This is a genomic window from Nonomuraea insulae (assembly GCF_042656245.1).
The window spans coordinates 101,942-126,309 of record NZ_JBHSPA010000010.1; the positions used below are offsets into that span (position 1 = coordinate 101,942).

Consider the following 24,368-nt stretch of genomic DNA (forward strand, 5'->3'; position numbering starts at 1 on the left):
GATCAGGGCAAATGGATCCCCGCACCGGGGCCGACCGGCAGGCCGAGGAAGTAGAAGATCGCCAGCACGCAGGCCCACACCAGGCCGAACGCGGGCACGAACGGCAGCAACCGGGACACCAGCGTGCCGAGCTTGAGGCCGGGCTCGTACTTCTGCGACGAGGCCAGGATGAAGTACAGGAAGATGTGCATCGGGGAGATCGCCTGGGTGATCGAGTCTCCGATTCGGTGGGTGGCCTGGATGATGGCCGGTGACAGGCCGAGCAGCATCAGCGCCGGCACCATCACCGTGGACTCCAGCGACCACAGGCCGGAGCCCGAGGTGATCACCAGGTTCAGCACCGTGGACAGCAGGATCAGGAAGACCAGCGCGGGGAATCCGACGAGTCCCACGGCCTGCGCGGCGCCGGCCAGTTTCACCGCGAGAAACGTGGCCAGCCCGCTCCAGGAGAGAATGCTCAGCGTCTGGGCGACGATGAAGATGAGCGTGATGAACCCACCCATCTCCTTGATCGCCGAGGTCATCAGCGTGTAGACGTTGCGCTCGTCCTTGTCCAGCTTGACCACCCGGCCGTAGGTGTAGCCGAATAGGAAGAACACCAGCGCGATGATCGGCACCAGGTTGTCCAGCAGCGGAGAGGGCACCAGCGAGTCGTCCGGGCCGCGCAACGGGCTGCCCGGCACCAGCCAGGCGATTACGACCAGCGCCAGGAACCCGGCCACCACGAGCCCGGAGACCAGCAGCGCCCGCCGCTCACGCGGGGTCACCTCGACTCGTGTGTCGTCGCCCTCGGCGGGCCGCCACGCCGGCAGCCGCGGCTCCAGTACCCGGGAGATCAGCAACCCGCCGACGATCGGCAGGATCAGCCCGGCCGCCGCGCCGAAGTAGTAGTTCATCGCGATGTTGGTGGTGTATCCGCTGCTTCCCGGCAGCAGGGCCGCGGCCTTCTCGGTGATGCCGGCCAGGCTGGCGTCCAGCGTGCCCAGCAGGAGACCGCCGGCGTAGCCGGTGGCGGTGCAGGCGTAGGCGCCGATGAGCCCGGCCAGCGGATGCCGGCCGACCGCGCGGAACACCAGTGCCGCCAGCGGCGGGATGACCAGGAACGACGCGTCCGACATGACGTGTCCCTGGCAGGCGACGAAGGCCACGACGTACGGCACCAGGGAGCGCGGCACCCGGTGGAAGGCCAGGCGCACGGCGGCCTCCAGCGCCCCCGTGCCCTGCGCCACGCCCACCCCGAGCACCACGGTCAGCACCGGGCCGAGAGCCGGAAACTCCACGAAGTTGTCCACCGCGGAGCTGAGCAGTTGCACCAGACCCTCGCCGGAGAGCACGCTCTTGACCGGCGTCGCCTCGGCCGTGCCGGGTAGTCGCACCGCTGCACCGAGGACCGCGGCGACCCACGAGGCGAGCGAGATCAGCACGAACAGCCCGATGAACATGACGAACGGGTTGGGCAGTCTGTTGCCCAGCCGTTCCACTCCACCCAGCACCCGGTCCAGGGTCGTAGGTTGCCCGGTTTTCAGCATGAGGGGTTCCTTCGCGTTGCCAGCGATGGCTTTGGCCGCCAGGTAATTGGCAAAGTATGGTCAGCACAGTCAGACCGGCCCGACCATCGCCGGAAACCGTCATGTCGACCGGTGCTTATGCACGAACCGGTCATTTACTGCAATGGCCCATCGCCGGCGGGGTGACCTCATGGCGGCGAGAGGGCCGCCCGGCCGGCCATCGGAAGCTCGCCGGGAGCGTCCGCCCCCAGCGCCCACAGGTCCAGCGGTGTCGTGGACACCCAGCGGCCGACCCGGTCGAGCACCCGCCCGTACAGCTTGACCTGGCGCAGCACCATCTGCCTGTCCACGATCGTGGCGTGCGGGAAGTCGTGGCGCAGCCGAGTGACCAGCTCGTGCAGGTCGGCCACGCTGTGCAGGCCCACGGTCAGCAACAGGTTGTTGGGGCCGGCGACGGCCGCGCAGGTACGGGTCTCCGGCCAGCGCAGGAGTTGCTCGCCGGTGCTCTCCAGATAGTCGTCCGGCATCGCCAACCACAACACCGCCGAGTCGTGCCAGCCCGCCAGCCGCCTGGCCAGGTCGCAGCGGAAGGTGATGTCGCCGACCGCGACCAGCCGGTTGATCCGGCGCTGCACCGTACGGGCGGACAGTCCGAGCTCGGCCTCCAGCTCGGCGAAACTACGCCGCCCGTCCGTGCTCAGTGCGACGAACAGGCGGCGGTCGATCTCGTCCATCGGCCGCGTCACCGCGTGCGTGCTGGGCGCCGGGCGCAGTTGTCCGGCTTGGTGCGCGTTGAGCACCCGCAACCGCCAGCGCATGCTCAGGTCGAACGCCCGGGTCGCGATATGGGTGCGCACCCGGGTGATCCCGGGTTGCCGGGGCAACTGGGACAGCAGGTACTCGGACAGGCCGGCCAGATCGGGCGCGATCGCGATCGTCCACAGGTCGTACGAACCGGCGATGTGCTGCACCGTGATCATGTGCGGCTCCTGCGCCAGCGCCGCGGCGACCTGACCGGCCGCGCCGGCCTCGCACGTCAGCTCCAGGAAGGCCACGCTCATGGTGTGGAGCTGGCGCCGTCCCAGGGCGACCGTGCACCACGCCAGACGGTCGTCCACCAGCCGCTTCCAGCGCCGCGCCGCGGTCACCGCGTCCATGCCGAGCACCGCGCCGATCTCGGCCCAGGACGCCCGGGGATTGAGCTGGAGCGCGTCGATCAGCTCAAGATCATTTTCTCGCAACATGACGGATTCCATCGTGACAAAGCATCCTCAGTGTCGGATTCCGGCAGTATAGGCGCGTCTTTGGACAAATCGCGATGATAAAAGAGTGAATGACCTACTGTTGCGCGGCGCCCGGGTGGTGGATCCGGAGACGGGGCTGGACGCGGTCCGCCACGTCGCCCTTACGGGCGGCAAGATCACGTCAGTCTCCGAGGAGCCGGTGCCCGCCCGCCGCGAGCTCGACCTGTCCGGCCGTGTGCTCGCACCGGGCTTCATCGACCTGCACAGCCACGCGCAGACGGTGGGCTCGCTGCGGATGCAGGCTCTGGACGGGGTGAGCACGGCCCTGGAGCTGGAAGCGGGCGCGGCCCCTGTGCAGACGGCCTACCGCCGCGCGAGCGACGAGGGCCGCCCCATCAACTTCGGCTACTCCGCTTCCTGGGCCATGGCGCGGATGAAGGTCCTCGACGGCGCCGAGCCGGACGGCGGCTGGGAGAGCTTCGCCGATCTGTGCGGCGGCCCGCGCTGGCGTGACAAGGCCACCCCCGCCCAGGTCGAGCAGGTGCTGGCCGAGCTGGAAGCCCAGTTGCACGCGGGCGCGCTGGGCATCGGGGTGCTGCTGGGCTACGCCCCGCAGACCGGGCGCAAGGAGTACGTCCAGGTCGCGCGGCTGGCCGAGCGTTACGACGTGCCCACCTACACCCACGCCCGGTTCAAGAACCCCGACGACCCGGGGACCGCGCTCGAAGGGATCGCCGAAGTGGTCGCCGCCGCGGCCGGCACCGGCGCGCACATGCATCTGTGCCACATCAACAGCACGTCTCTGCGCGCCATCGACGAGATCGGCGCCGTGGTCGACGGGGCGCGCCGGCACGGGCTGAAGGTGTCCACCGAGGCTTACCCCTACGGGGCCGGCATGACCACGATCGGCGTGCCCTTCCTGTCTCCTGAGAACCTGTCGCGGCTCGGCATCACGCCGCGGGACCTGGTGATCGCCGCCACCGGCGAGCGGCCGCGGGACGCCGAGCGGCTGCGCGAGATCCAGCGCACCGACCCGGGCGCGATGGTGGCCATCCACTACCTGAACGAGGACGATCCGGCCGACTGGTCGGTGCTGGAGCGTGCCCTGCTGCTGCCCGACACCGCGGTCGCCTCCGACGCCATCCCGTACGCCACCCCGGACGGCCAGTTGATCGGCGACACGTGGCCGTTGCCCCCCACCGCGGCCGGGCATCCGCGTACGAGCGGGACGTTCTCCCGGTTCCTCGCCACGATGGTGCGCGGCTCCGGCCGTCTGAGCCTGATCGAGGCGATACGGCGCTGCACCCTGCGGCCCGCCGAGGTGCTGTCCGCGGTGGCGCCGCAGTTCCGGCACAAGGCCCGGGTGCAGGCGGGCGCGGACGCCGACCTCGTGGTGTTCGACCTCGACGCGGTGTCCGACCGGTCGACCTACGCCGAGCCTGGCCGCCCCTCGACCGGCGTCGAGCACCTGCTGGTGAACGGCGAATTCGTGGTTCGCGACGGCGAACTGCTGCTGGAAGCAAGGCCCGGCCGGGCTGTGAAAGGACGACTTGCATGACCGAGCAGGTGACGCTGGCGGACATCCGCGCCGCCGCCGCACGTATTTCCGACACGGTGGTACGAACTCCGCTGCTGCCCTTCTCCCCGGCGGAGCCCGGCCGGCCGCTGTGGATCAAGCCTGAGTCGCTGCAGCCGACGGCGGCCTTCAAGTTGCGCGGGGCGTACAACAAGATCAAGCAGTCGCTGCCCGAGGCCCGGGCCCGCGGGATCGTCGCGCATTCCAGCGGCAACCACGCGCGCTCGGTGGCCTGGCTGGCGCAGCGGCTGGGACTGCGCGCGGTGATCGTGATGCCGGACACCGCGCCGCCGAACAAGGTCGAGGTGGTCCGGGAGCTGGGCGCCGAAGTCGTGCTGGTGCCCCCGGCCCTGCGCGACACCCACGGCTTCGTGCTCGCCGAGCAGTACGGCTACCTGCCGGTGCCGCCGTTCGACGACCCGGCGGTCGTGGCCGGCCAGGGCACCGTGGGTCTGGAGATCATGGAGGATCTCCCCGACGCGGACGTGGTGCTGGTTCCGGTCAGCGGGGGCGGCCTGGCCGCCGGGGTGGCGACCGCCGTCAAGGCGCTGCGTCCGGAAACCCGCGTGATCGGGGTCGAGCCGGAGCTGGCCGCGGACGCGGAGCAGAGTCTGCGCGAGGGCCGCCGCCTCGCGTGGGAGCCCGAGCAGACCTACCGGACCGTGGCCGACGGGCTGCGCACCACCGGCCTGGGCGTCGTGCCGTGGGAGGGGATCCGCCGCAACCTCGACGAGATCGTGACCGTCAGCGAGGAGCAGATCCTCGACGCCGTACGGCGGCTCGCGCTGGACGCCAGGCTCGTCTCCGAGCCCAGCGGCGCGGTGACATTCGCCGCCTATCTCGCCGGGGACACCACCGGCAAGCACGTGGCCATCCTCAGCGGCGGCTCGGTCAATCCCGCGCTGCTGGCCCGCATACTGACCGAACCCGCTCGCCAGGAGGCCCTCCATGAGCACTGATCCGCACCACCCGTACAGCCCGGCCGTGGTCGCCGGCGGGCTGGTCTTCGTCTCCGGCTCGCTGCCGCTGCAGGAGGACGGCACCGTGGTGGGCGGCGAGCGGGCCGCGCTGGACGCGGCGATGCAGACCATGCGGCGGCGGATGGCCACGGTGGGCGCGCGGCTGGAGGACGTGGTGAAGCTGACCTACTTCGTCACCGATATGGCCCTGCGCGACGCGGCCAATCAGCAGTTCCTCGACCTCTGGCCCGAGCCGAGACCGGCCCGCACGGTCGTCGGGGTGTCCATGCTGCCCTACGGCAGTGTGGTGGAGATCGACGCCGTGGTGAAGGCCCCCTGACCGGCGGACAGGTCATCGCCGGCGCTGTGCGGGCTGCCGATCTGCCCGGTGCCAGGGCGAAGGGGTGGTCAGGCGCACGCAGCATTCGCCCGGCTGGGGGTCCAGCACCGCTTCGACACCGGCGGCCTGGAGCCCTTCGAGGTAGCCCGACAGGAATCCGTGGTTCATGCCGCAGACCAGATCGGGTGCCTTGGCGGCGAGCGGGTGGAAGGGGCAGTCGCGCAGGCGGATTCCGGTGGGGCTGACCCGGGGGTGGCAGGTACGGTGGTCCCCACGAGCCGGCCCGTGGGGAGAATCCGCATGACCAGCGATCAGCTCGCCGGCGAGATCATGGACGTTCTACCCCGTCGACACCGGCCTGCCCGCCGGGGGCGGGAGCCGGCCGGCGCGCTCGATGAGGTCGTCCAGGCGTGGGCCGGCGGGCAGCCGTGACGCTGGACGGGCTTGAGCTGGCCCACCGCCGCGCCGGCGCCGTCGGCCTGGGCGGCGCGCCGCCGGCCCCGTTCGCCGGCGCCGCCGAGGTGGTCGGCTGGTTCGGCGCGCTGCAGTCACAGGACTACCACCCGGCGAAGTGGGCGGTCGCCCAGCGGCTCGGCCCCGGCGTCACCGACGTGGACCTCGATCGCGCGTTCGACGACGGCGTCATCCTGCGCACGCACGTGCTGCGCCCGACGTGGCACTTCGTGACCCCCGCCGACCTGCGCTGGCTGCTGGAGCTGACGGCGCCGCGGGTGCACGTGCTCAACGCCTATGCCTACCGGCGGGGCGAGCTCGACGTCCCGCTGCTGCGCCGCACCACGGACCTGATCGCCGACGCCGTCGCCGGCGCGAACCACCTGACCCGCACCGAGATCGCGGCGTTGCTCGCCCGGCACGGCGGCATCATCGCGGAGCGGTTCCGGCTCGGCTACATCCTCATCCACGCCGAACTGGAGCGGGTGATCTGCAGCGGCCCGCTGCGGGGAAGGCAGCACACGTACGCGCTGCTCGACGAGCGGGTCCCGCGGGCGGCGAGCCTGGAGCGCGAGGCGGCGCTGGCCGAGCTGGTCCGCCGGTTCTTCACCAGCCACGGTCCGGCGACAGCGAAGGACCTGGCGTGGTGGTCCAGCCTCACGCTCGCCGACATCGCCACCGGGCTGTCACTCGCCGGCGACGCGCTGGAGAGCACCGACGTCGACGGCGTCACCTACTGGTCCGCGCCGGGGGACGCCCCCGCGCCGGCCGGGTGCCCATCGGTGCGGCTGCTGCAGGCCTACGACGAGTACATCGTCGGCTACCGGCAGAGCAAGCACCTGCTCGACCTCGGCGGCCTGGTGGCAGCGGCACCGGACAGGCTCGCCCTGCCGAACGGCGTCATCGTGGTCGACACGCAGGTGGCCGGCCGCTGGAGACGCACGGTCCGGGCCGGTGCCGTCGTGCTCGAAGCGGCGCTGTACCGGCCGTTCGGCGCCGCCGAGACCGCCGCGCTGCAGGCCGCGGCCGACGAACTGGGCGTGTTCCTGGGCGCACGCGCTGTCGTCTCGGTGAGCCTGCTCGGCCTGGCCGGACCGGATCACTGAGCCCTTCGACTTCGCCGCGTCCGGGAAGCTGGCCAGAATGCGGGTATGTCCGGCGCGGAGGCGCTGGCGCGGTGGCGGGAGTGCTCCGGGTTTGCCCACGGGCGTACGTGGGCGTCGGTGAAGCTCAGCCAGCCTGTGAGCGCCACGCGCCTATGCGACCGCGACGGCGTGATGGTCGCGTTGACGCTAAGCGAGTCCGACCTCAGCGCGTGGCTGATCTGGCGACCACCCTACTCAACAAGGCACTGAGCGACTACGCCAACTGCTCTCGCGAGGTGAGGCGCTGAGAATCGCTCTCAGCGCCTCACCACTTTCATGATCATCCCAAAGAAATGCTGGATGCTTAACAGGGTGTCGCAGAGAGACGGACGTAGTAGACGGGGCTGAGATCCTCGATGTTCATCCCGTTGACGCATCTGATCTGCGTGCCGTTGGAGCGGTAAAAGCGGTAGGACGCCCCGCCGGTCTGCCGGTTGTTGTACACGCCGATCCCGGTCCAGTTGTAGACGCTGTAGAGCCCGTAGTCATAGAAGAGGAACTCGCGCATGCCGCAGTAGCTGTTGGGGACGCAGTCCCACAACCGCACTTTCTGACACACATAACCGCTGTAACAACTCGGGTTGGAGCTGTCTGTCTCTTCGTTGATCTTCTTGGCCTCGGGGCTGGTCCACGGGTTGTAGTTCTTCTGGATCGTGACGTCAGAGACCGCGGCTTTCGTGGGGGGCGGGGTAGCTGCGGCCATCTCGGCCGCCGACAGTTGAGTGAGATCAGTCGTCGGCGTCATTTCCGTATCGCCCGGTCGGGCCTGGGCGTTTGCGGGGCTGATCAGGGCGGATACGACAAGCAGCACCATCGCAGATGCGGTCGCGAACGCTGCGGATCGGCCGGGGTGGCGATTCGAGGATGAGTTGAGCCCAGAACTCGCCGATAGGCTGGTGAGTAACCTTTTGATCACGTAAGTCTCCAATTGAGAATAGGTCCGACTCGCCGACGTGTGGTGGGTACGCGACGTTGATCATGCCCTTGGCCGACGGCAGCTCTTCTTTGACAGAATTCGATCAGTGGCCACCGCAATGGTTCCGGTTCCCATGCGCTTCATTCTCATGTATCCAAATAGATCGGGGCAGGACATCATGAGGGCATTCACCGGACATAACGGCCGCCGGCGGTATCAGTACGGAAACGACTCGTCGTCGTACAGGTTCGGCGGCTCGTACGGTGCGGACCCAGCGTTCGGCGTAGCAGTTGGCTCGAGGCGTCCGCGGCGGCGTTCTCATCACCGTGATGTCCTGAGATCGTGTCAACGTGGAAGAAGTCGCAGGCCAGTAGTCCGCATCCTGGCCCTGACCGCAATGATCTGGCACAACGACAAGACCGGCCGACCCACCGCCCGATCACTCACCGCCTATGATCACTGATCCACCAAACCCTTGGAATCATCTAGACGCGCAGTAGAGCGACCCTTACGGATCAACGAGCATGGCTGGCCGGGGTGCGCCCCTCCTGCTCGGCCAGCCACAACATGCGCTGCACGCTTGAGGCGGCTGGTCAAGCGTTGTACGGCGCCGGTCACCGCTCCAGATAGGCGGGCCAGCTGCCGAAATGCGAAATGTCGGCAGCGTCGGCCACCGCGTGCGGCTCGCAGACGAAGCCCGTCATCAGGCTCCCGTCGTCGAGCGCCACCTTGCCCAGGGCCATCGGCGCGGGTAGCCCGTGCAGGAATGGGCCGAGGGCGGCGGGTGGCACTGACCACAGCTCGCCCTCGATCGAGGTCCCGCCGGGTCCGATCCGTACCAGGCCAGGCCGGTCGGCCAGGGCGTACATCCGGTACTCCGGGGCCGTGCGGACGGTGCGTACCAGACGGGCGCCGGCGGTGGTGAGGTGGTGGTTGAGCGGATGACCCGACAGATGGGCGCCGAAGACCGCCAGCGGGAGAGAGGGGGCGGCCGGGGGCACGGGAGGACCGGGGTTCAGCAGGCGCGCCAGGTCTGCGACCAGGTGGTCGGCAAAAGGGCGGCCGATCAGTGTGACGCCGAACGGGCCGCCGTCGGCCTGGCCCGCGGGTACGGCCACCGCGCACAGGTCGAAGAGGTTGACGAAGTTGGTGTAGACGCCGAGTTCGCTGTTGACGCCGATCGGGTCGGCCTCGACCTCGGTGATGCGCGGGTGGCGTGGCACGGTGGGCAGCAGGAGGGCGTCCAGGCCGGCCAGGAGCCGCATCGCCTGCGCGCGCAGCGTGGCCAGGCGGTGGAGGTCGCGGGCCAGGTGGTGGGCAGGGATGGCGCGGGCGGCGGCGATGATGGCGTGCACGCTGGGGTCGGTCTGGCCGGGGTGGGATTCGACGAACGGGCCGACCGCGGCGTATCGCTCCGCTGCGAAGGCTCCGCCGTACATGAGGGTGGCGGCTTCGAGGAAGGGGGTGACGTCGATCGGTACGAGGTCGGCGCCTGCCTTGGCCAGATGGTCTGTCGCCGCCTGGAAGGCCTGGGCCCATGACGGCGACAGCTGGGGGAGCGGACGGTCGGGCACGGCGATCCGGGGAGCGGGCGGGGCGGCCAGCGGGGCGTTCGGTGGCCAGGGGCGCCCCGGGGGGTCGGCCATCACGTGGACGGCGGCCTGGGCCAGGGAGACAGTGGGGGCGAAGACCGACACGCAGTCGAACGAGCGGGCGGCGGGGACCACTCCCTGCTTGGGCACCAGGCCGAGCGTGGGCTTGACGCCGGCGATGCCCTGGAAGGCGGCGGGAACACGGCCGGAGCCCGCGGTGTCCGTGCCCAGCGCCAGGTCCGCGATGCCAAGCGCGACGGCTACCGCCGAGCCGGAGCTGGAGCCGCCCGAGATCAGCTCGGGGTCGTGGGCGGAGCGGACCGCGCCGTGCGGGCTGCGGGTGCCGACGAGGCCGGTGGCGAACTGGTCCAGGTTGGTCTTGCCCAGCACGATCGCGCCTGCGGCCACCAGTCTGGCCACGGCGGGTGCGGAGACCTCCGGGGTGTAGGCGTACGCGGGGCAGGCGGCTGTGGTCGGCAGGCCGGCCACATCGATGTTGTCCTTGACCGCGATGACCTTGCCCGCGAAGGGCAGGTCATCGCCCGCGGCCACCCGCTCGTCCACGCGGGCCGCCTCGGCCAGCACTTCCTCCCGGTCGCGCAGGGTGATCCAGACCTCGGGCCGGTCGCTCTCCTCGATGCGCGCGTAGGCGCGGCGGACGCGGTCGGCGGCCGGCTGTGCCACATGGCCGGTGATCAAAGCGGCGAACTCCTTCGGGTTCTCGAGATGGACGGCGTGCCCGGCGGCAGGCACCACGGCGTACGGGACGCCGAGCCGGTCGCTGAGCGCGCGTACCGACCGGTGCCTGGCCTCGGGGGAGCGCTCGCCCACGGTCAGCAGGATCGGGCCTGCGCCGGGGCCGACGGCCTCGGGCTCGAAGGCACTGAACATGGCGAAGTCGCGGGCGACCGCCTCCGGGTCGGCCGGGGCGTCGGACGGGTGCCACGCCGGGCCGTACAGCGCCCGGCCGAAACCGGGCACGCCGCCGGTACGCATTCCCTCCGCCACATGCGCGAGCAGGCCGGGAGCGAGGGAACCGGCGGCGGGCTCGTGCAGCACCGCGGCGCGGAAGGGGATCGAGTGGGCGGCCAGCGCCAGGCCGAGCGTTGCCCCGCCGCTGACCCCGATGACCGTCGCGTTCGCGCAGAGCTCGGCGATCGCGGCGACCTCGCTGTCCAGGTCGCCCGTGCTCGGCCGGTCAGGAGTCAGGGTGTCGAAAGCGGACAGGTACGGAAGCGTCCGGTCCCAGATCCGGGCCGTAGTGGCCGCGCCGTGCACCAGGACGGCCCGCCGCCCACGCGTACCCCCGGGGGCCTGTCGGGTCACAGAGCCGCCAGGAGCCGGTCGGAGGTGGTCACCGCGCCGAAGACGCCACCCTGCATGGTGACCATTTTGATGGCGGCCTCGTAGTTGCCCCTGTCGGTCGCGCCGGTGCAGTCGGTCAGCAGCAGGCATTCGTAGCCGCGGTCGTTGGCTTCACGCATGGTGGTGTGCACGCAGACGTCCGTGGTGATCCCGGTGAGCACCAGGTGCGTGATGCCGCGCGTTCGCAGCAGCAGGTCCAGGTCGGTGGCGTAGAAGGCGCCCTTGCCGGGCTTGTCGACGATCAGCTCGCCGTCGATCGGCGCCACCTCGGGGACGATCTGCCAGCCGGGCTCGCCGCGGACCAGGATGCGCCCGGCCGGCCCGCTGGACCCGATGCCCGCGCCGATGCGTTCGGAGCGCCACAGCTTGTTCGGCGGGCAGTCCGAAAGGTCCGGCCTGTGCCCTTCGCGGGTGTGGACGACCGTGAATCCGCGCTCGCGGACGGCCGCCAGCACCTTGGCGGTCGGCTCCAGCCCCGTCCTGGTCAGGGAGAGGTCGTAGCCCATGGCGTCCACGTAGCCGCCTGGGCCGCAGAAGTCGGTCTGCCAGTCGATGCACACCAGGGCGGTCCGCTCCGGGGACAGCGCTCCGTCGAACGGCCAGGCGTACGGCTCGGCTTCCACAACGGTGGTCATATCCACTCCTTGCTGGTCAGGGCGGTGGTGACGGCGGTGGTCGCACCGACCGCGCCGAAGATGCCGCCGGACATCTCGATCGTGGACACGGCGCCCGCCCGCAGATCTTCCTGAGCGGCCCGGGTGGCGTCGGCCACGAGGAGGCACTCGTAGCCGCGGTCGTTGGCCGAGCGCATGGTCGAGTGGACACCGGTTTCCATGCAGCAGCCGGCCAGGAGAAGCAGGTCGCGGCCCGCGCGGCGGAGAAGGGTGTCCAGCGGGCTGGCGTAGAAGCCGTCCCATCCGGGGGCACTCACCGACGTCCCGGAGGCCGGCGCCGGCCCCCCTGCCCGCACCCGGACGTCTACCACCAGGCCTCCGGCCTCGCGTATGACGGAGGCGAGTCCCTCGGCGGGCGCGGCCGGCCACTCGCCCGGCTGGCTGGTGGCCGGGCAGGAGATCAGCAGGAGCGCGAGCCGCTGGGCGTCCAGTTCGCCGTGCCAGGGCCAGGGATACGGGGTGGTGCCCGCCACGTGGGTCATGGCAGCTTCCCGACGACGCCCTCGACGAAGTAGTCGATCTTCTCGATGGCCGCATAGTCGGGCACGGTCCCCTTGGGGATGCGGACGATGCCGTCCTGGTCCGTCACCGGCCCCGCGAATGGCGAGCCCGCGGCCGAGCTCAGCCACTCCTTCGCTTTTCCGATCTCGGCCTTGGCCGTCTCGTCGACGGCTGGGCCGAACGGGGCTTGGACGAAGGGATTGGTGCCGGTCTTGAAGCCGATCCTGAAGTTGGCGTTGTACTTGCCGGCGGTGAAGCGTCCCGCCCTGGTGGTCTTGACGATGTCGGTGAACAGCGCGTCCCAGTCCCACTGCGAGCCGGTCAGCCAGCCCTTGGGCGCCAGCGAGGAGGCGTCGGCGTGGTAACCGACCGTGTACATGCCGGCCGCCTCGGTGGCCTTGACGATCGTGGCGGTGCAGTCCTGGTGCTGGGTGACGACGTCGACGCCCTGCTTGAGCAGGTTCGCCGCGGCCTCGGCCTGCTTGGCCGGGTCGCACCAGGAGGAGGTGCCGACGACGTACGTCTTCACGTCCGGGTTGACCGAGGCGGCGCCGAGCTGGAAGGCGTCGATGTTGGTGATGGTCTGGTTGATGGGGAAGGCGTAGACATAGCCGAGCTTGTCGCTCTTGGTAGCCTTGCCCGCGGCGATCCCGGCCAGGTAGACGGGCTCGTAGACGGTGCCGAAGTAGGTGCCGGAGTTCTTGGGCACGGCGCCGGTGATGAGGTTGCCCTGCTGGACGACCGCCACGTCGGGGTGCTCGGCGGCGACCTTGAGCGCGGCGTCGAGGTGACCGTAGCTGGTGGCGAAGATGATCTTCGCGCCTTTGGCGATCATGCTGTTCATGACGCGGGCGGCGTTGTCGTCCTCGGGGACGTTCTCGGCGGTGAGCACACGCACGTCGGGAAGGGCCTTGGCGACGGCCTGGCTGCCCTGGTAAGCGGCCTGGTTGTAGCCGAAGTCGTCCTTCGGGCCGACGAAGATGAAGCCGACGGCGGGGGAGTCCTTGCCGGGCGCGCCGGCGGCAGTGGCGGGGGCGCTTGCGGTGCCGGCCGTGTTGGCCGAGCACGCGGTGGCGAGCAGGGCCGCCAGCGCTGCGGCGGCGGCACGTGAGGCGATCTTCATCGGGGGTGGCTCCTCTGCTTAGGAGTGCTTTAGGAGGGAGAGCTTTCGAAGGCGCGGCGGAGCTCGGCAGGGGCCGCTCGCAGGGTCCTGCGGCCGATCACGGCGAGGATGATCAGCGTGATGGTGAACGGCAGGGCGTCCAGCGCGAACTGGTTGAGCTCCACCCCGCGTGCCTGCAGGGCGGGGGCGAGCGCCAGCAGCGAGCCGAAGAGGTAGGCGCCACCCGCCACCCACAGCGGCCGCCAGGCGGCGAAGATCACCAGGGCGACCGCGATGAAGCCGCGCCCGGCCGTCATCCCCTCGAACCAGGCGTGCGCGTAGGCGGTGGCCAGCTGGGCCCCGCCGATCCCGGCCAGCGCGCCGCCCGCCGTGACCGCCAGGCCCCGGATCAGCCCGGCACGGTAGCCGTGCACGTCCAGCACCTCGGACCGCTCGCCTGCCGTCCGCACCAGCAGCCCGGCCCGGCTGCCGCGCAGGAACCACCACAGCGCCGGCGCGACCAGGTAGGAGACGTACGTGACCGGGTCATGCTGGAAGAGCACCTGCCCCACGACCGGCAGATCGCCGAGGAAGGGCAGGGCGACCGGGGCGAACCCGGGCGCGGACACGCCCACGTACGCGGCGCCGAACAGCGAGGTCAGCCCGAGGGCGAGGAACATGAGTGTCAGCCCGGTGGCGAACTGGTCGGCGCCCCGCCAGACCACGAGCATGGCGTGCACGAGTGCCAGCCCCGCCCCGGCCAGCGCGCCGGCTGCCAGGCCCAGCCATGGGCTGCCGGACTCGGCGGCCACCGCGTACCCGGTCAGCGCTCCGGCCAGCAGGCAGCCCTCGGTGCCCAGATTGACTACTCCCGCCCGCTCGGCGAGCGTCTCTCCGAGCGCGGCGAGCATGATCGCGGTCCCGCCGCGCACCCCACCGGCCAGCACATCGGTGATCAGATCGCTCATTTCATGACCGCTTTCCGCCTGGTCCAGCCGAGTACGGCCAGCAGCACCAGGCCGGTGAGGATGTGGGTGGTGGCGGCGGGCAGACCACTGTCGAGCTGGAGGCTGTCGCCCGCTACCGTGATCGCGGCCACCAGCAGGGCCGCACCGACCACCGGCAGCGGCCGGTGCCGCACAAGCCACGAGGCCAGGAACGCGATGTATCCCAGGTTGGTGGTGATGCCCGGGCGCAACTCGAACTCCTGCCCGGCCAGGTGCACGGCGCCGGCCAGCCCGGCCAGCGCGCCGCCGATGAGCATGGCCGACAGCAGCAGCCGGCGCACCGGCAGCCCGGCCCGCGTGGCGGCCTCCGGGTTGCCGCCGGCCACGCCGAGCCGGAAGCCGAAGGCGGTGCGGCGCAGCACCAGCCAGACCGCCGCCGCGGCGAGCAGCGCCAGCACGATCCCCGCGTGCACGGCGGTGCCGCCCACCAGCGGCAGCCGCGCGGCCACCTCCAGGGATCTGGTGACCGGCTGGCCGGAGCCGTCGGAGTCCTTCCACGGGTCGTAGATGAGGTAGAGCAGCACGTCCAGGGCGATGTAGTTGAGCAGCAGCGTGCTGACGGCCTCGTTCACGCTGGTGGTGATACGCAGAGTGGCGGCCAGCCCGGCCCACAGTGCCCCGCCGAGCGCGCCGCCCAGCAGGAGCAGGACGAGCACGAGCGGCCCGGCCGCCTGCCGGTCCAGCGCCAGGCCGACGCCGGCCGCCGCGACCGCGCCGATCACGACTTGGCCCTCGCCGCCGACGTTGCTCAGCCCGGCCCTGGCCGGGACGACCACGGCGAGCGCGGCAAGGATCAGCGGGGCGGCCTTGATGACGATCTGCTCGAGTGACGCCGAACTGGTCAGCGTGGAGGTCACCATCCCGGCGAACACCGTCACCGGGTCGGCGCCCTTGGCCAGCAGGAGCAGCGCGAACAGCGTCAGAGCCCCGCCGAGCGCAGCCGCCCAGCGCAGGAGCAGGGTACGGTCGCGCGGGTGCTCGGTGACGGGAGGTGACGCCGGCGGGCTGGTGGCTGTGTGAAGGGTCATGAGGCCTCCAGAACCGCAGGGCCGGCCTCGCCCGGTGTACTGACTTCGCCCGGTGTACTGACTTCGCCCGGTGTACTGACTTCGCCCGGTGTACCGGACGAGGCCGGCTGGCCGCCGAGCATCAGGCGGCCGATCTGCTGCCGGTCCGCCTCGGCGGCCTCGACGACGCCCGCGATGCGCCCGGCGTACATGACCGCGATGCGGTCGCTGAGCGCGATCAACTCATCCAGGTCCTCCGAGACGACGAGCACGCCCGCGCCCGCGGCGCGCCGCTCCAGCAGGAGCTCCTGCGTCCGGCGGGTGGTGGCGACGTCCAGACCGCGGCTGGGATAGGCGGCCACGATCAGCCGGGCGTCCGCGCGGCCGAGTGCCCTGGTCAGCAGGACCCGCTGGATGTTGCCGCCGGAGAGCCCGGCGAGCGTGCGATGGCCGGCGGCCATGCCCAGCCCGACCACGCTCTCCAGTTCGTCCGTGGCCAGCGTGACCTGCCGCCAGTCCACGTTCAGCCCGCGCCGGGGCAGTCGCGCCAGGCCCAGCGCCATGTGCTGCACGACACTCATGCCCGGCACGACGGCGTCGGTGAGCGGGTCTTCCGAGACAGCGGCGACGCCCAGGGCCGCCGCGGCCCGCGGGCCGCCGGTCAGCGGCTCGCCGTGGATCTCCACGGTGCCGGCTGCGGCTCGTCGCACGCCGAGCGCCACTTCACACAGTTCGCGCTGGCCGCTGCCGGCGACCCCGGCCACGCCCATGATCTCGCCGGGCGCAACGCTGAGCTCCACCTCGCGCAGCGCCAGGTGGCCGCCGTCGCCGTACGCGCCGATGCCGCGCAGCCGCAGCGCCGGGGGGCGGTTGCGGGCCGGGGCGGGCCGTTCGGAGGGGAGCGCCGGCACGGCCCTCCCGACCATGGCGGTGACCAGCTCGGCATCGGTGTGTTCCGCCGGGTTCGCGGCCTGGAGGGTGACCTTGCCGCCGCGCAGCACGGTGACCCGGTCGGCGATCGCGCGTACCTCGTTGAGCTTGTGGGTCACCAGGACGACACCGAGTCCTCGCTCACGCAGGCCGCGTATCGCCTCCAGCAGCGCCTCGGCTTCCTGAGGGGTGAGCACGCTGGTCGGCTCGTCGAGGATGACGATGCGCGCGCCGGTCATGAGGACCTTCAGGATCTCCACCCGCTGGCGTTCGCCGATCGACAGGTGGCCGACGCGGGCGGCGGGATCTACGGCCAGGCCGTACCGCGCGGCCGCCTCGGCGATCTTCCGGTGGCCGCCCAGGCGCTTGCCCGCGAGGGCGATGTTCTCGGCGACGGTGAGCGCGGGGACCAGCCGAAGATCCTGGAAGACCATGCCGATTCCGGCGGCACGAGCCCGGGCGGGCGAGACGGTCAGTGCCTCCCCATCGATGAGGATCTCGCCCGCATCCGGGCGATACACGCCGTACACGAGCTTGAGCAGCGTGCTCTTGCCCGCGCCGTTCTCGCCGACCAGCGCGTGCACCTCGCCGGGGAGCACCTGGAAGTCGACGCCGTCATTGGCCAGGACCTCGCCGAACCGTACTGTCAGTCCTCGTACGGCCAGCAGTGGCGCGGTCATTGGACGCCATGGCGGTGCAGGGCCATCGCCGTGATGGCGCGGGCGGCGCGCCGCTCGACGACCTCCAGTGACTCGCCGACGTGCCTGTGCAGCGCGATGAGCGCCGCGTCCAGGTCCTTGGCCAGTACCAGTTCGACGATCTGCAGGTGCTCGGCGCTGGAGGTGGCGATGCGGTCGGCGGTCAGGAAGTCGTACATCCGCACATGCCTGATCCGCGCGTTGACCGTCTCCAGCGCCTCGGTCAGCTCGTCGTTGCCCGAGGAGCGCAGCAGCGTGACGTGGAACTCCTCATCCAGCAACACGAACTGCGGATCGGGCTCGGGCAGATCCTCGGTGAGCTCCTGCCACTTGTCGCGCAGCGGCTCCAGCAGTGCCACATCGTGCCTGGCCAGTTCGGACTCCTTGACCCTGGTCAGGCCGCGAAGCTCCAGCGTGATGCGCAGCTCGTACAGGTCGCGCAGATGCAACAAGTCCGGCACGGCCACGTAGTAGCCGCCGTCCTCGCGCACTACCAGCCGGTCGGTCTCCAGCCGCACCAGCGCCTCGCGCACCGGCGTGCGCGAGACGCCGAGCTCCTCGGCCAGGTGCTTCTCCATCAGCCGGGTACGCACCCCGAACTCGCCTACCATCACCCTGCGGCGCAGCTCGTTGTAGGCCCATTCACGGCGGGACATCTCCACTTCGGTCACACCCCTTCGCAGCGACCTTCATGGGACCAAGCCTCTGTTTCTGGCCGGTTACCTGGTGAAGACACGCGCGTATACACATGTGCATGTACGCCTGCGTGCCCGAACGGTGACCGCGCCGCGCACGTCGCGCGGGGTGCCCGCGCTCAGCCCGTCGTCTGAGGCAGCCCTGGCGAGGGGTCGGTGAACTCGTTCGTCACCAGGTCACCGGCCTTCAGCCCGGCGGGGATCTCCAGGCCGCGGGCCGTGAAAATGGGCCGGAGGATCTCGACGGTCTGCTCGACCCGGCTGACATCGAAGTCGCCCAGCGTCTGGTTCGGACCGTTGCCGATCAGCTTGAGCCGCTTCACCACCCCCACCGCGTCGGCGTTGCCCGAGGCGGTGACCGGCGGCCCGCCGGGGATCTCCTTGGCGATGCGGACGATCGCGTCGTTGATCGGCCCTGGACTGGTCGTGTAGTCGATCTGCGCCTTCTGGAGCATCGGGACGAGCTACTTCTGGCACGCGCGGCGCTGGGCGAGCTCTCCGGTCCGTAGGGCGAGGCCATACGGGTAGTTTGGGACTGCCCCCGGACCTGTTTCGAGCGGCGCCTGGCCGACACACCGAACCCTGCAGAACTCGTCGCCTTCGCGCGATCGGTGGGCGAGGGTCTCTGTCGTACTAGTCTGCCGATCATGGCCTTGCGACCGGATGAGTTCTATGACCACGCCGTCGCCGCTGCGGACAGCGCGCGGCGGCTCCCGCTGGCACGTATGACAGGGTGGGAGGTCGCTCCGTTCGAGCAGGACGGACTGCGCGTCTCACCGCTGCGCCCGCCGGTTCTGTCCGAGCCGGCGCGACACGGCGAAGACCCATCGGACTGCGACGACTGTCGCAACCGGGATGAAGGAATCTGGTTCGACGACCACTGGCGGCTAACCCAGATCACGGGAGTCGGCGTACCACTGGTGCTCATGTTGTATCCACGCGATCACTACGACATGGCGGATCTGCCCGACGAGCTGGCCGCCGAACTGGGCCTGTTGAACACACGCATCGTCCGCCACATGCAGGCGCTGCCGCATGTGTCGCGGGCCCACGTCTACCGGTTCGGAGACCATGCGGCACACCTGCACATCTGGTTTTTCGCCCGGCCCGAAGGGCAGGCCCAGCTGATCGGGTCGTGGCTGACCGTCTGGGACGACCTCATGCCGGAGTACCCGGTGGACGTGGCGCAGCAAGACGCTGCGATCGTGGCGGACGCGTTGGCCGCTTCCTACGGAGGCCGCCGGTCGGCCACCACCGAACCCCACAGCCGCTCCTGGGCGATCGGATCAAACGGCGATGACCCACGATCCGAAATGACCGATACCGACAACTTTAACGGCTGATCTTGGTGGTTGAAGTGTTCAGAGGTTTGGCTGGAGTGCGGCGACCCGCGAAGGCATGCACCCCGGCGGAAGCGTAGTAGGGCAGCCTGTCGCACCTCACGAACGCTGCGGCGGATGGGGATTGAGCGGATCAGGATTCAATGGGGAGAGCTGGGAGCCGTCAGACGGTGAAGACGCGCTCGACTTCGTCGCGTTGGGTGTGCAGGTCCCAGTAGAGAGGGGCGATCTCCTCGGCCTCCGCGGTCGGGGCTCCGGGAGGGCCGCCCGCGCCGATCCACACGCCGATGGCGACGTGCGCGGCCTGGATACCGGTGCCGGCCAGCTCCTTGTGCAGGTTGAGTACCCAGTTGCGCAGCGCTGCCTGGGCGGCGTTGACGTTGCCGAGCATCGGGTGGGGGTCGACCGAGCCGCCTCCGTTGGTGTAGAGCAGGGTGCCCGCGCCGGCCTCACGCATCGCGGGGAGGACGGCCTGGGTGGCGGTGATGGCGCTGTAGAACAGCAAGTCGATCAGCCCCTGCACGTCGGAAGGGTTGGTCTGGGACGGGGAGGCGAGGGCCATGGAGCCGATGCCCGGGGACGGGGAGTGCTCCAGGACATCGATGCCGCCGAAGACAGTGGCGGCGTCCTTGAGGGCCTGGGCCAGCGCGTCGTGGTCGAGCACGTCCGCCGGGAACGCGGCGGCGGTGATGCCCTCTGCGGTGAGCTGGCCGACGAGGTCGTCGAGCTTGGCTCGGTTGCGGGCGATGAGAGCGACTTCGTAGCCCTGGGCGCCGAAGGTGCGGGCGATGGCGAGGCCCATGCCGGGGCCGGCGCCGACGATGGCGAGAGTAGGCATGATCAGTTCACTTTCCCTTGAGTATGGGTCAGGAGGTTGCGGAGGGGACGGCGCAGCCGTCGGGGACGCAGGCCGGGGCGTGGCCGCTGGGGGCGAAGGTGACCGGGTGGGTCTCGTCCCAGGCTTTGCGCAGGAGCTGCAGCAGGCTGTCGCTGTCCTGCGCGCCGGCGACGCCGTACCGGCCGGCGACGACGATGAACGGGGCGCCGCTCGCGCCCAGGCGCTGCGCCTGGCGGGCGTCGTCGAGGACCTGCTGCCGGAAGCGCCGCTCGGTGAGCGCCCGGCGAGTCCGCTCACGGTCCAGGTCGAGCTCGCCGGCGAGCTTCAGCAGGTCCTCCAGCGAGAAGACGGGCTCGGCCCGGCCGAAGTAGGTGCGGAAGATCGCCTCCCACGCCGCCCGGTTCTTCCCCTCGGCGGAGGCGTGCGCGAGGAACTCGTGCGCCAGGTCGGTGTTGCCGACCGTGTTGCCCAGTACTCGGTACGGGCTCAGGCCCTCGCTCTCGGCCAGCGCTTCGATCCGCCGGGTCGAGGCCTCGGCCTGATCGCTGCCCATGCCGTACCGACTTTGCAGAGCATCACGGACGGTGAAGGTAGAGCCCTCGGGGAAGCCGCTGCCGAGCGGGAAGGACCGGTGGACCACCTCCACGTGCTCGCCGTGCTCGAACCGCTCGACGGCGCGCTCCAGGCGATGACTGCCCAGCCCGCACCAGGGGCAGGTCACCTCGGACCAGATCTCGACCTTCATGGCATCCCCTCCGATTCCTACTATTTGTGCGTAACGTCAAGATAGGACAGTATGGAGAGGCTTACAAAAGGCACATCACTGTGCGTCACGGAGGGGAATGTGCGTCATGGAGCACGCAGGGGGATCGGCGGCCGCCGCGAGCCGGGGGCCCTGCGCGGCGATCCCGGCCGACCAGATGCCCTTCATCCGTCAGATCCTGGACCGGGTCGGCGACAAGTGGAGCATGCTGATCATCGCGATCCTGGAGGACGGCGCCCTGCGCTACACCGACCTGCAGCGCGATGTCCCCGGCATCTCCCAGCGCATGCTCAGTCACACCCTGCGCCAGCTTCAGCAGGACGGGCTGATCACCCGCACGGCCTACGCGGAGGTCCCGCCGCGCGTGGAGTACACCCTCACCCCCCTCAGTCGCGGCCTGCTCGACATCGTCAAACAGCTGATCGGCTGGGTCTCCGACCACCACGACGAGATCCGCGCCCACCACGATCGCGCCGCGGCCGGGTCCTGACAGCCGCGAACGGCGAGGTCGCCAGTGCTGGATCCGAGCCTGGATCCTGGCGAGTCCGACCCCGATCACCACGTGCGCATCTCGACCGTGTGATGACAATGCATCCATGACCCCCATATGGATTCCTGCTGTCGGCGCGGTCCTCGCGGCGCTGGTGGGCGTATTGGCCGGCGGCCTGGTGACCGGCCGCGCGCAACGACACCATTGGGCCCGTGACCGCCAAGCCGAGGCCTGCGCCGGGATACTGCGTGAGTCCTCCAACGTGCTGCTCACCCTGCAACAGCTGAGCAGGTCTCAGCGCCGCCGAACCTCCCACCTGCGCAGATGGCGCCGAAGGTTTCGCCCCGCTCCTGCCCCGGCGATCGATTGGCGCCCGTGGAACGAAACGCTGGCCATCGTCAGCCTGATCGCCGACCACGACATCGTCGCGGCGGCCCAAGAGATCGACGCGAAGATCTGGCGAACTCATCTGATCGTCAGCAAGGGACACCATTCCGACGAGCGCTGGTTCGCACTGCGAGATGAGATTGACTCCCAGCGACAGGCCTTCGTCAACGTGGCGCGGCAGCGCCTCGGTGCCTCCGGCCCACCTCTGCGGCACCTCACGGGGCGCCCCACTCCCGACGATCCGATCTGGACGATCGGACCCGAGGAACTCGATCATCACTGAACCTCGGGTCGCGCTCACGACTTCCCGGTCGCACCGCGATGGGGCAGTCGGCAATGGCAGTGTCTCGGCGGCGGAGGAGGCCCGTCCGAGAACGACCAGGTGGGTGTCGGGGCGGCGTCTGAGGACGTCCCGCGCGGCCTCCAGTCCGATCCCTCGGGTGGCGCCGGTCATGATCAGGGATCGGTGGCTGTGGTCATGGGGGAGTCTCCTGGGCTGGGGTCGGGTGGGTGCTGGCGGTGGCGTCGACCCGCGTCGACGTCCGCGTTCTGCGTCACCACCGACCCTGACGCAGCCTCCGACAGAGCGGTCACGGGGGACGGCGTGTCCTGTGCGGTCGCAGGGCGGCGTGTCCTGAGCGGTCACGGGTCGCATGTCCGGTGCCGATAATGACATCCGTCCAGGTCATGGCCACGTAGGGCTTCGCTATCACGGTGCTGGAGACGTCAGGATGCCGCGGGCGTCTCCGGTGACCGGCGCGAGGGAAGGGGCGTGGCGGTGAAGACGTGGCCGGGATCGTAGGTCTGCTTGGCTCGCATCAGGCGGGCGGCGTGGGTGCCGTAGGCGTGTTCGATCTGTTCGTGCTGGTCGGGCCCGAGGAAGTTGGGATAGCCGCCGGGCAGTGCGTGCGGTGCCAGTGCGGCGCTGACCTGATCGGCCCACTCTCGGTAGGCGGCACCGTCCTCGTCCGGCCCACGGCCGGCGGAGATCTCCAAGACCACGTGCGGGGTGCGCAGGCCGAAGGCGGTGTCGTCGGCGCCGGCACGGGTGGCGGCGCCGTGGAACTGGCGCAGGCCGATCCCCGCTCCCGGCCCGGGACGTGCCTCGGCGGAGGCGATCAGCAGGTCCATGACGGCGGGCGTCAGCGTGGCGACGGTACGGGTGCGGATGTCCCAGTGCATTCCGTGGGGGACGCTGGCGTCGAATTGCTCCAGCAGATCCTTCTGCGCGGTCGGGGCAACGGTGCTCATGGCCGGGGTGCCGAGTCGCATGACGTCGGCGAGGGCGGCGTCGGCTTCGTCCCCGGGTTCGCCGGACCAGACGGGCACGGCGAGCAGGCTCGGTCCCATCTCGGGCACGAAGGTCATCTCCAGCAGCAGGGTCAGCCCGTCGGGAGCGTCGTTCGTCAGCTCGGCGTACCGGCTCAGGACTGACGCCGCCTCCTTCCAGGGAAACAGGACCATCGCCACCCACCAGGCCGCGGTCGGGGTGCAGGCGGACCCGCATGGAGGTCACCACGCCGAAGTTCCCGCCGCCGCCGCGGAGGGCCCACAGCAGTTCGGCATCGTCCTCGGTGGAGACGACGCGGCCGTCGGCGAGGACGACCTCCGCGCCGAGCAGGTTGTCGGCGGCCAGGCCGGCCGTGCCCAGCAGCGGGCCGTAGCCGCCGCCCAGGGAGAGCCCGGCCATGCCGACGACACCGGCCGTTCCCGTCGCGACGTTCAAGCCGTCGGGCGCGGCAGCCGCCACCACGTCCGCGGCTCGGCTTCCGCCCCCGAGCACGGCCGTGTTCTGCGTGACGCGCACACCGCGCATCTCGCCGAGGTCGATCACCAGCCCGCCGTCCCGGAGCGCGCGACCGGCCCAGTCATGGCCTCCTCCACGCACCGACAGGCCGACGCCGGCCTCCTGGGCGCAGGTGACGGCCGCGGCGACCTCCGCGCTGGTGCTTGGCCAGACCACCACAGCCGGCTGTGTGGTCACCGCGCCGTTCCAGAGCTTCGTCGTACGGACGTACTCGTCGGCGCCCGGCGCAAAAACGCGGTCGGACCCGATCCGCCGCGCGAGACGCCGTGACCATTCGTCAACTGACTTCATCGAGTTCATAGTTTCTTCTTCCGCAGTTCTGCAAAATGAGGATTCTGCGCTCTGTCGGTAATCGGCGTCGCGCCACAAGAGAGCCGGGATTTCATCTCGCCAGCTGAATTGTTGTGCCGCTGCGCCAGATCCGGCAGGCCAGTGGTGCGGCGTGCGATAAGCGCGTTGCCCAGGAGGGCGCCCCTTTGCGCCCGAAACATGGACATCGTGAAACTCTGGCGATGGGATGAATTTCACACCCCCGCGATACCCCCACGAACGCGCTCAGCAGACTCCACAAATCACCACCAGCGACAGCGAGCTGCCCGTGACATGACTGCACCGGACATCCGAACTCCAGTATCAACATAGAACCGCGGAAACCGTCAACTCGCGGAATGCATGGCCTCATCGACCAGGGCCGCTGGCCGGCATCTACGATCCAGCCGGGCCGGGCCGGATGCTGTTCGCGTTCTTCGCCGCGATGGCCGAGACCGAGCGCGAGGCCATTCGCGAGGCCACCTTGGAGGGCCTGGACGCCGGCGCCCGCAAGGGCAAGCACGGCGGCCGCCCGGTTGTGATCACCGACGACACGCTGCACACCGTGCTGCGCCGCAAGACCGCCGGGGAACGCGTCGAAGACATCCGTAAGGACCTGATCATTCCGACCGGCAGGCGCAAGGGCGAGAACCCGTCCCTGGCCAGCATCTACCGGTGCCAGTACTGACCCCCTGATCCCGCGAGGGCTGCGAGCAGGCGGG

26 protein-coding genes and 2 pseudogenes are annotated in these 24,368 nt (G+C 70.3%); 10 read left to right on the plus strand and 18 right to left on the minus strand.

Going from position 1 to position 24,368, the window contains the following annotated elements:
- Positions 1-2: 2 nt before the first annotated feature.
- Both ACFPZ3_RS07280 and ACFPZ3_RS07285 read right to left on the minus strand, forming a co-directional pair.
- Positions 3-1,529, minus strand: a complete 1,527-nt coding sequence (locus ACFPZ3_RS07280; protein ID WP_379513177.1) for an AbgT family transporter — start codon at positions 1,527-1,529, stop codon at positions 3-5.
- Positions 1,530-1,696: 167 nt separating this feature from the next.
- The gene (locus tag ACFPZ3_RS07285; protein ID WP_379513178.1) at positions 1,697-2,752 is read right to left on the minus strand and encodes an Lrp/AsnC family transcriptional regulator; all 1,056 of its coding nucleotides are present in this window, start codon (positions 2,750-2,752) and stop codon (positions 1,697-1,699) included.
- 85 nt (positions 2,753-2,837) lie between these two features.
- Between ACFPZ3_RS07285 and ACFPZ3_RS07290 the strand changes: the two genes are divergently transcribed.
- The 3 genes from ACFPZ3_RS07290 to ACFPZ3_RS07300 are packed head-to-tail and all read left to right on the plus strand — an operon-like array spanning position 2,838 to position 5,627.
- Complete coding sequence (locus ACFPZ3_RS07290; protein ID WP_379513179.1) at positions 2,838-4,310, plus strand: amidohydrolase family protein; 1,473 nt, start codon at positions 2,838-2,840, stop codon at positions 4,308-4,310.
- Positions 4,307-5,287: a threonine ammonia-lyase gene (locus ACFPZ3_RS07295; RefSeq protein ID WP_379513180.1), complete on the plus strand. Its 981-nt coding sequence runs from the start codon at positions 4,307-4,309 to the stop codon at positions 5,285-5,287. The genes ACFPZ3_RS07290 and ACFPZ3_RS07295 overlap by 4 nt, the downstream gene beginning before the upstream one ends.
- Positions 5,277-5,627, plus strand: a complete 351-nt coding sequence (locus tag ACFPZ3_RS07300) for a RidA family protein (protein ID WP_379513181.1) — start codon at positions 5,277-5,279, stop codon at positions 5,625-5,627. Before ACFPZ3_RS07295 ends, ACFPZ3_RS07300 begins: the two co-directional genes overlap by 11 nt.
- Positions 5,628-5,639: 12 nt before the next feature.
- Here the strand turns inward: ACFPZ3_RS07300 and ACFPZ3_RS07305 are convergent, their stop codons facing one another.
- Entirely contained in the window at positions 5,640-5,795 is a 156-nt protein-coding gene (locus tag ACFPZ3_RS07305; protein ID WP_379513182.1) for a hypothetical protein, read from the minus strand.
- A gap of 132 nt (positions 5,796-5,927) precedes the next feature.
- On the opposite strand from ACFPZ3_RS07305, the gene ACFPZ3_RS07310 reads away from it, so the two are divergent.
- Both ACFPZ3_RS07310 and ACFPZ3_RS07315 read left to right on the plus strand, forming a co-directional pair.
- Complete coding sequence (locus ACFPZ3_RS07310) at positions 5,928-6,059, plus strand: hypothetical protein (protein WP_379513183.1); 132 nt, start codon at positions 5,928-5,930, stop codon at positions 6,057-6,059.
- Positions 6,038-7,186: a winged helix DNA-binding domain-containing protein gene (locus ACFPZ3_RS07315; protein WP_379513184.1), complete on the plus strand. Its 1,149-nt coding sequence runs from the start codon at positions 6,038-6,040 to the stop codon at positions 7,184-7,186. The genes ACFPZ3_RS07310 and ACFPZ3_RS07315 overlap by 22 nt, the downstream gene beginning before the upstream one ends.
- 343 nt (positions 7,187-7,529) lie before the next feature.
- On the opposite strand, the gene ACFPZ3_RS07320 is transcribed toward ACFPZ3_RS07315, so the two are convergent.
- Positions 7,530-7,970, minus strand: a complete 441-nt coding sequence (locus ACFPZ3_RS07320) for a hypothetical protein (RefSeq protein WP_379513185.1) — start codon at positions 7,968-7,970, stop codon at positions 7,530-7,532.
- Between the two features lie 535 nt (positions 7,971-8,505).
- Here ACFPZ3_RS07320 and ACFPZ3_RS70280 point away from each other — a divergent pair.
- Positions 8,506-8,604, plus strand: a pseudogene (locus ACFPZ3_RS70280) (IS982 family transposase); the annotation flags it as partial.
- Positions 8,605-8,755: 151 nt separating this feature from the next.
- On the opposite strand, the gene atzF reads toward ACFPZ3_RS70280, so the two are convergent.
- The 9 genes from atzF to ACFPZ3_RS07365 all read right to left on the minus strand — a co-directional run bounded on the left by atzF (position 8,756) and on the right by ACFPZ3_RS07365 (position 18,167).
- Entirely contained in the window at positions 8,756-11,059 is a 2,304-nt protein-coding gene (gene atzF, locus ACFPZ3_RS07325; protein WP_379513186.1) for an allophanate hydrolase, read from the minus strand.
- Entirely contained in the window at positions 11,056-11,733 is a 678-nt protein-coding gene (biuH, locus tag ACFPZ3_RS07330) for a biuret amidohydrolase (RefSeq protein ID WP_379513187.1), read from the minus strand. The genes atzF and biuH overlap by 4 nt, the downstream gene beginning before the upstream one ends.
- Positions 11,730-12,254, minus strand: coding sequence for a cysteine hydrolase family protein (locus ACFPZ3_RS07335; protein ID WP_379513188.1), 525 nt, complete (start codon positions 12,252-12,254; stop codon positions 11,730-11,732). The genes biuH and ACFPZ3_RS07335 overlap by 4 nt, the downstream gene beginning before the upstream one ends.
- On the minus strand, positions 12,251-13,396 hold the full coding sequence (locus ACFPZ3_RS07340; protein ID WP_379513189.1) for a BMP family ABC transporter substrate-binding protein: 1,146 nt from the start codon (positions 13,394-13,396) through the stop codon (positions 12,251-12,253). Before ACFPZ3_RS07340 ends, ACFPZ3_RS07335 begins: the two co-directional genes overlap by 4 nt.
- Positions 13,397-13,425: 29 nt before the next feature.
- Positions 13,426-14,343, minus strand: coding sequence for an ABC transporter permease (locus tag ACFPZ3_RS07345; RefSeq protein ID WP_379513190.1), 918 nt, complete (start codon positions 14,341-14,343; stop codon positions 13,426-13,428).
- Positions 14,340-15,410, minus strand: coding sequence for an ABC transporter permease subunit (locus tag ACFPZ3_RS07350; protein ID WP_379513191.1), 1,071 nt, complete (start codon positions 15,408-15,410; stop codon positions 14,340-14,342). Before ACFPZ3_RS07350 ends, ACFPZ3_RS07345 begins: the two co-directional genes overlap by 4 nt.
- Positions 15,407-16,999 carry an ABC transporter ATP-binding protein gene (locus tag ACFPZ3_RS07355; RefSeq protein WP_379513192.1) on the minus strand — a complete coding sequence of 531 codons (1,593 nt, stop codon included), beginning with the start codon at positions 16,997-16,999 and terminating at the stop codon, positions 15,407-15,409. The genes ACFPZ3_RS07350 and ACFPZ3_RS07355 overlap by 4 nt, the downstream gene beginning before the upstream one ends.
- Positions 16,996-17,688, minus strand: a complete 693-nt coding sequence (locus ACFPZ3_RS07360; protein ID WP_379513193.1) for a GntR family transcriptional regulator — start codon at positions 17,686-17,688, stop codon at positions 16,996-16,998. Before ACFPZ3_RS07360 ends, ACFPZ3_RS07355 begins: the two co-directional genes overlap by 4 nt.
- Before the next feature lie 143 nt (positions 17,689-17,831).
- Positions 17,832-18,167, minus strand: a complete 336-nt coding sequence (locus ACFPZ3_RS07365) for a hypothetical protein (protein WP_379513194.1) — start codon at positions 18,165-18,167, stop codon at positions 17,832-17,834.
- Positions 18,168-18,359: 192 nt separating this feature from the next.
- Here ACFPZ3_RS07365 and ACFPZ3_RS07370 point away from each other — a divergent pair, with 192 nt between their 5' ends.
- Positions 18,360-19,055 (plus strand): hypothetical protein, encoded by a 696-nt coding sequence (locus tag ACFPZ3_RS07370; protein WP_379513195.1) that lies wholly within the window; start codon positions 18,360-18,362, stop codon positions 19,053-19,055.
- 160 nt (positions 19,056-19,215) lie between these two features.
- Here the strand turns inward: ACFPZ3_RS07370 and ACFPZ3_RS07375 are convergent, their stop codons facing one another.
- Entirely contained in the window at positions 19,216-19,890 is a 675-nt protein-coding gene (locus tag ACFPZ3_RS07375) for an SDR family NAD(P)-dependent oxidoreductase (protein WP_379513196.1), read from the minus strand.
- 28 nt (positions 19,891-19,918) lie between these two features.
- Positions 19,919-20,635: a DsbA family oxidoreductase gene (locus tag ACFPZ3_RS07380; RefSeq protein ID WP_379513197.1), complete on the minus strand. Its 717-nt coding sequence runs from the start codon at positions 20,633-20,635 to the stop codon at positions 19,919-19,921.
- Between the two features lie 106 nt (positions 20,636-20,741).
- Here ACFPZ3_RS07380 and ACFPZ3_RS07385 point away from each other — a divergent pair, with 106 nt between their 5' ends.
- Both ACFPZ3_RS07385 and ACFPZ3_RS07390 read left to right on the plus strand, forming a co-directional pair.
- Entirely contained in the window at positions 20,742-21,143 is a 402-nt protein-coding gene (locus ACFPZ3_RS07385) for a winged helix-turn-helix transcriptional regulator (protein WP_379513198.1), read from the plus strand.
- A 106-nt stretch (positions 21,144-21,249) separates the two neighbouring features.
- A complete protein-coding gene (locus ACFPZ3_RS07390) occupies positions 21,250-21,813 on the plus strand; it encodes a hypothetical protein (RefSeq protein WP_379513199.1) in 564 nt (187 codons plus the stop codon).
- A gap of 443 nt (positions 21,814-22,256) precedes the next feature.
- On the opposite strand, the gene ACFPZ3_RS07395 is transcribed toward ACFPZ3_RS07390, so the two are convergent.
- The 3 genes and pseudogenes from ACFPZ3_RS07395 to ACFPZ3_RS07405 all read right to left on the minus strand — a co-directional run bounded on the left by ACFPZ3_RS07395 (position 22,257) and on the right by ACFPZ3_RS07405 (position 23,834).
- Complete coding sequence (locus tag ACFPZ3_RS07395; RefSeq protein WP_379513200.1) at positions 22,257-22,994, minus strand: BBE domain-containing protein; 738 nt, start codon at positions 22,992-22,994, stop codon at positions 22,257-22,259.
- A gap of 169 nt (positions 22,995-23,163) precedes the next feature.
- Positions 23,164-23,637: pseudogene (locus ACFPZ3_RS07400) on the minus strand (FAD-binding oxidoreductase); the annotation flags it as partial.
- A complete protein-coding gene (locus ACFPZ3_RS07405) occupies positions 23,634-23,834 on the minus strand; it encodes a hypothetical protein (protein ID WP_379513201.1) in 201 nt (66 codons plus the stop codon). The pseudogene ACFPZ3_RS07400 and the gene ACFPZ3_RS07405, both read right to left, overlap by 4 nt.
- Before the next feature lie 233 nt (positions 23,835-24,067).
- Here ACFPZ3_RS07405 and ACFPZ3_RS07410 point away from each other — a divergent pair, with 233 nt between their 5' ends.
- Positions 24,068-24,334, plus strand: coding sequence for a hypothetical protein (locus ACFPZ3_RS07410; protein ID WP_379513202.1), 267 nt, complete (start codon positions 24,068-24,070; stop codon positions 24,332-24,334).
- The last annotated feature ends 34 nt before the right edge of the window (positions 24,335-24,368 follow it).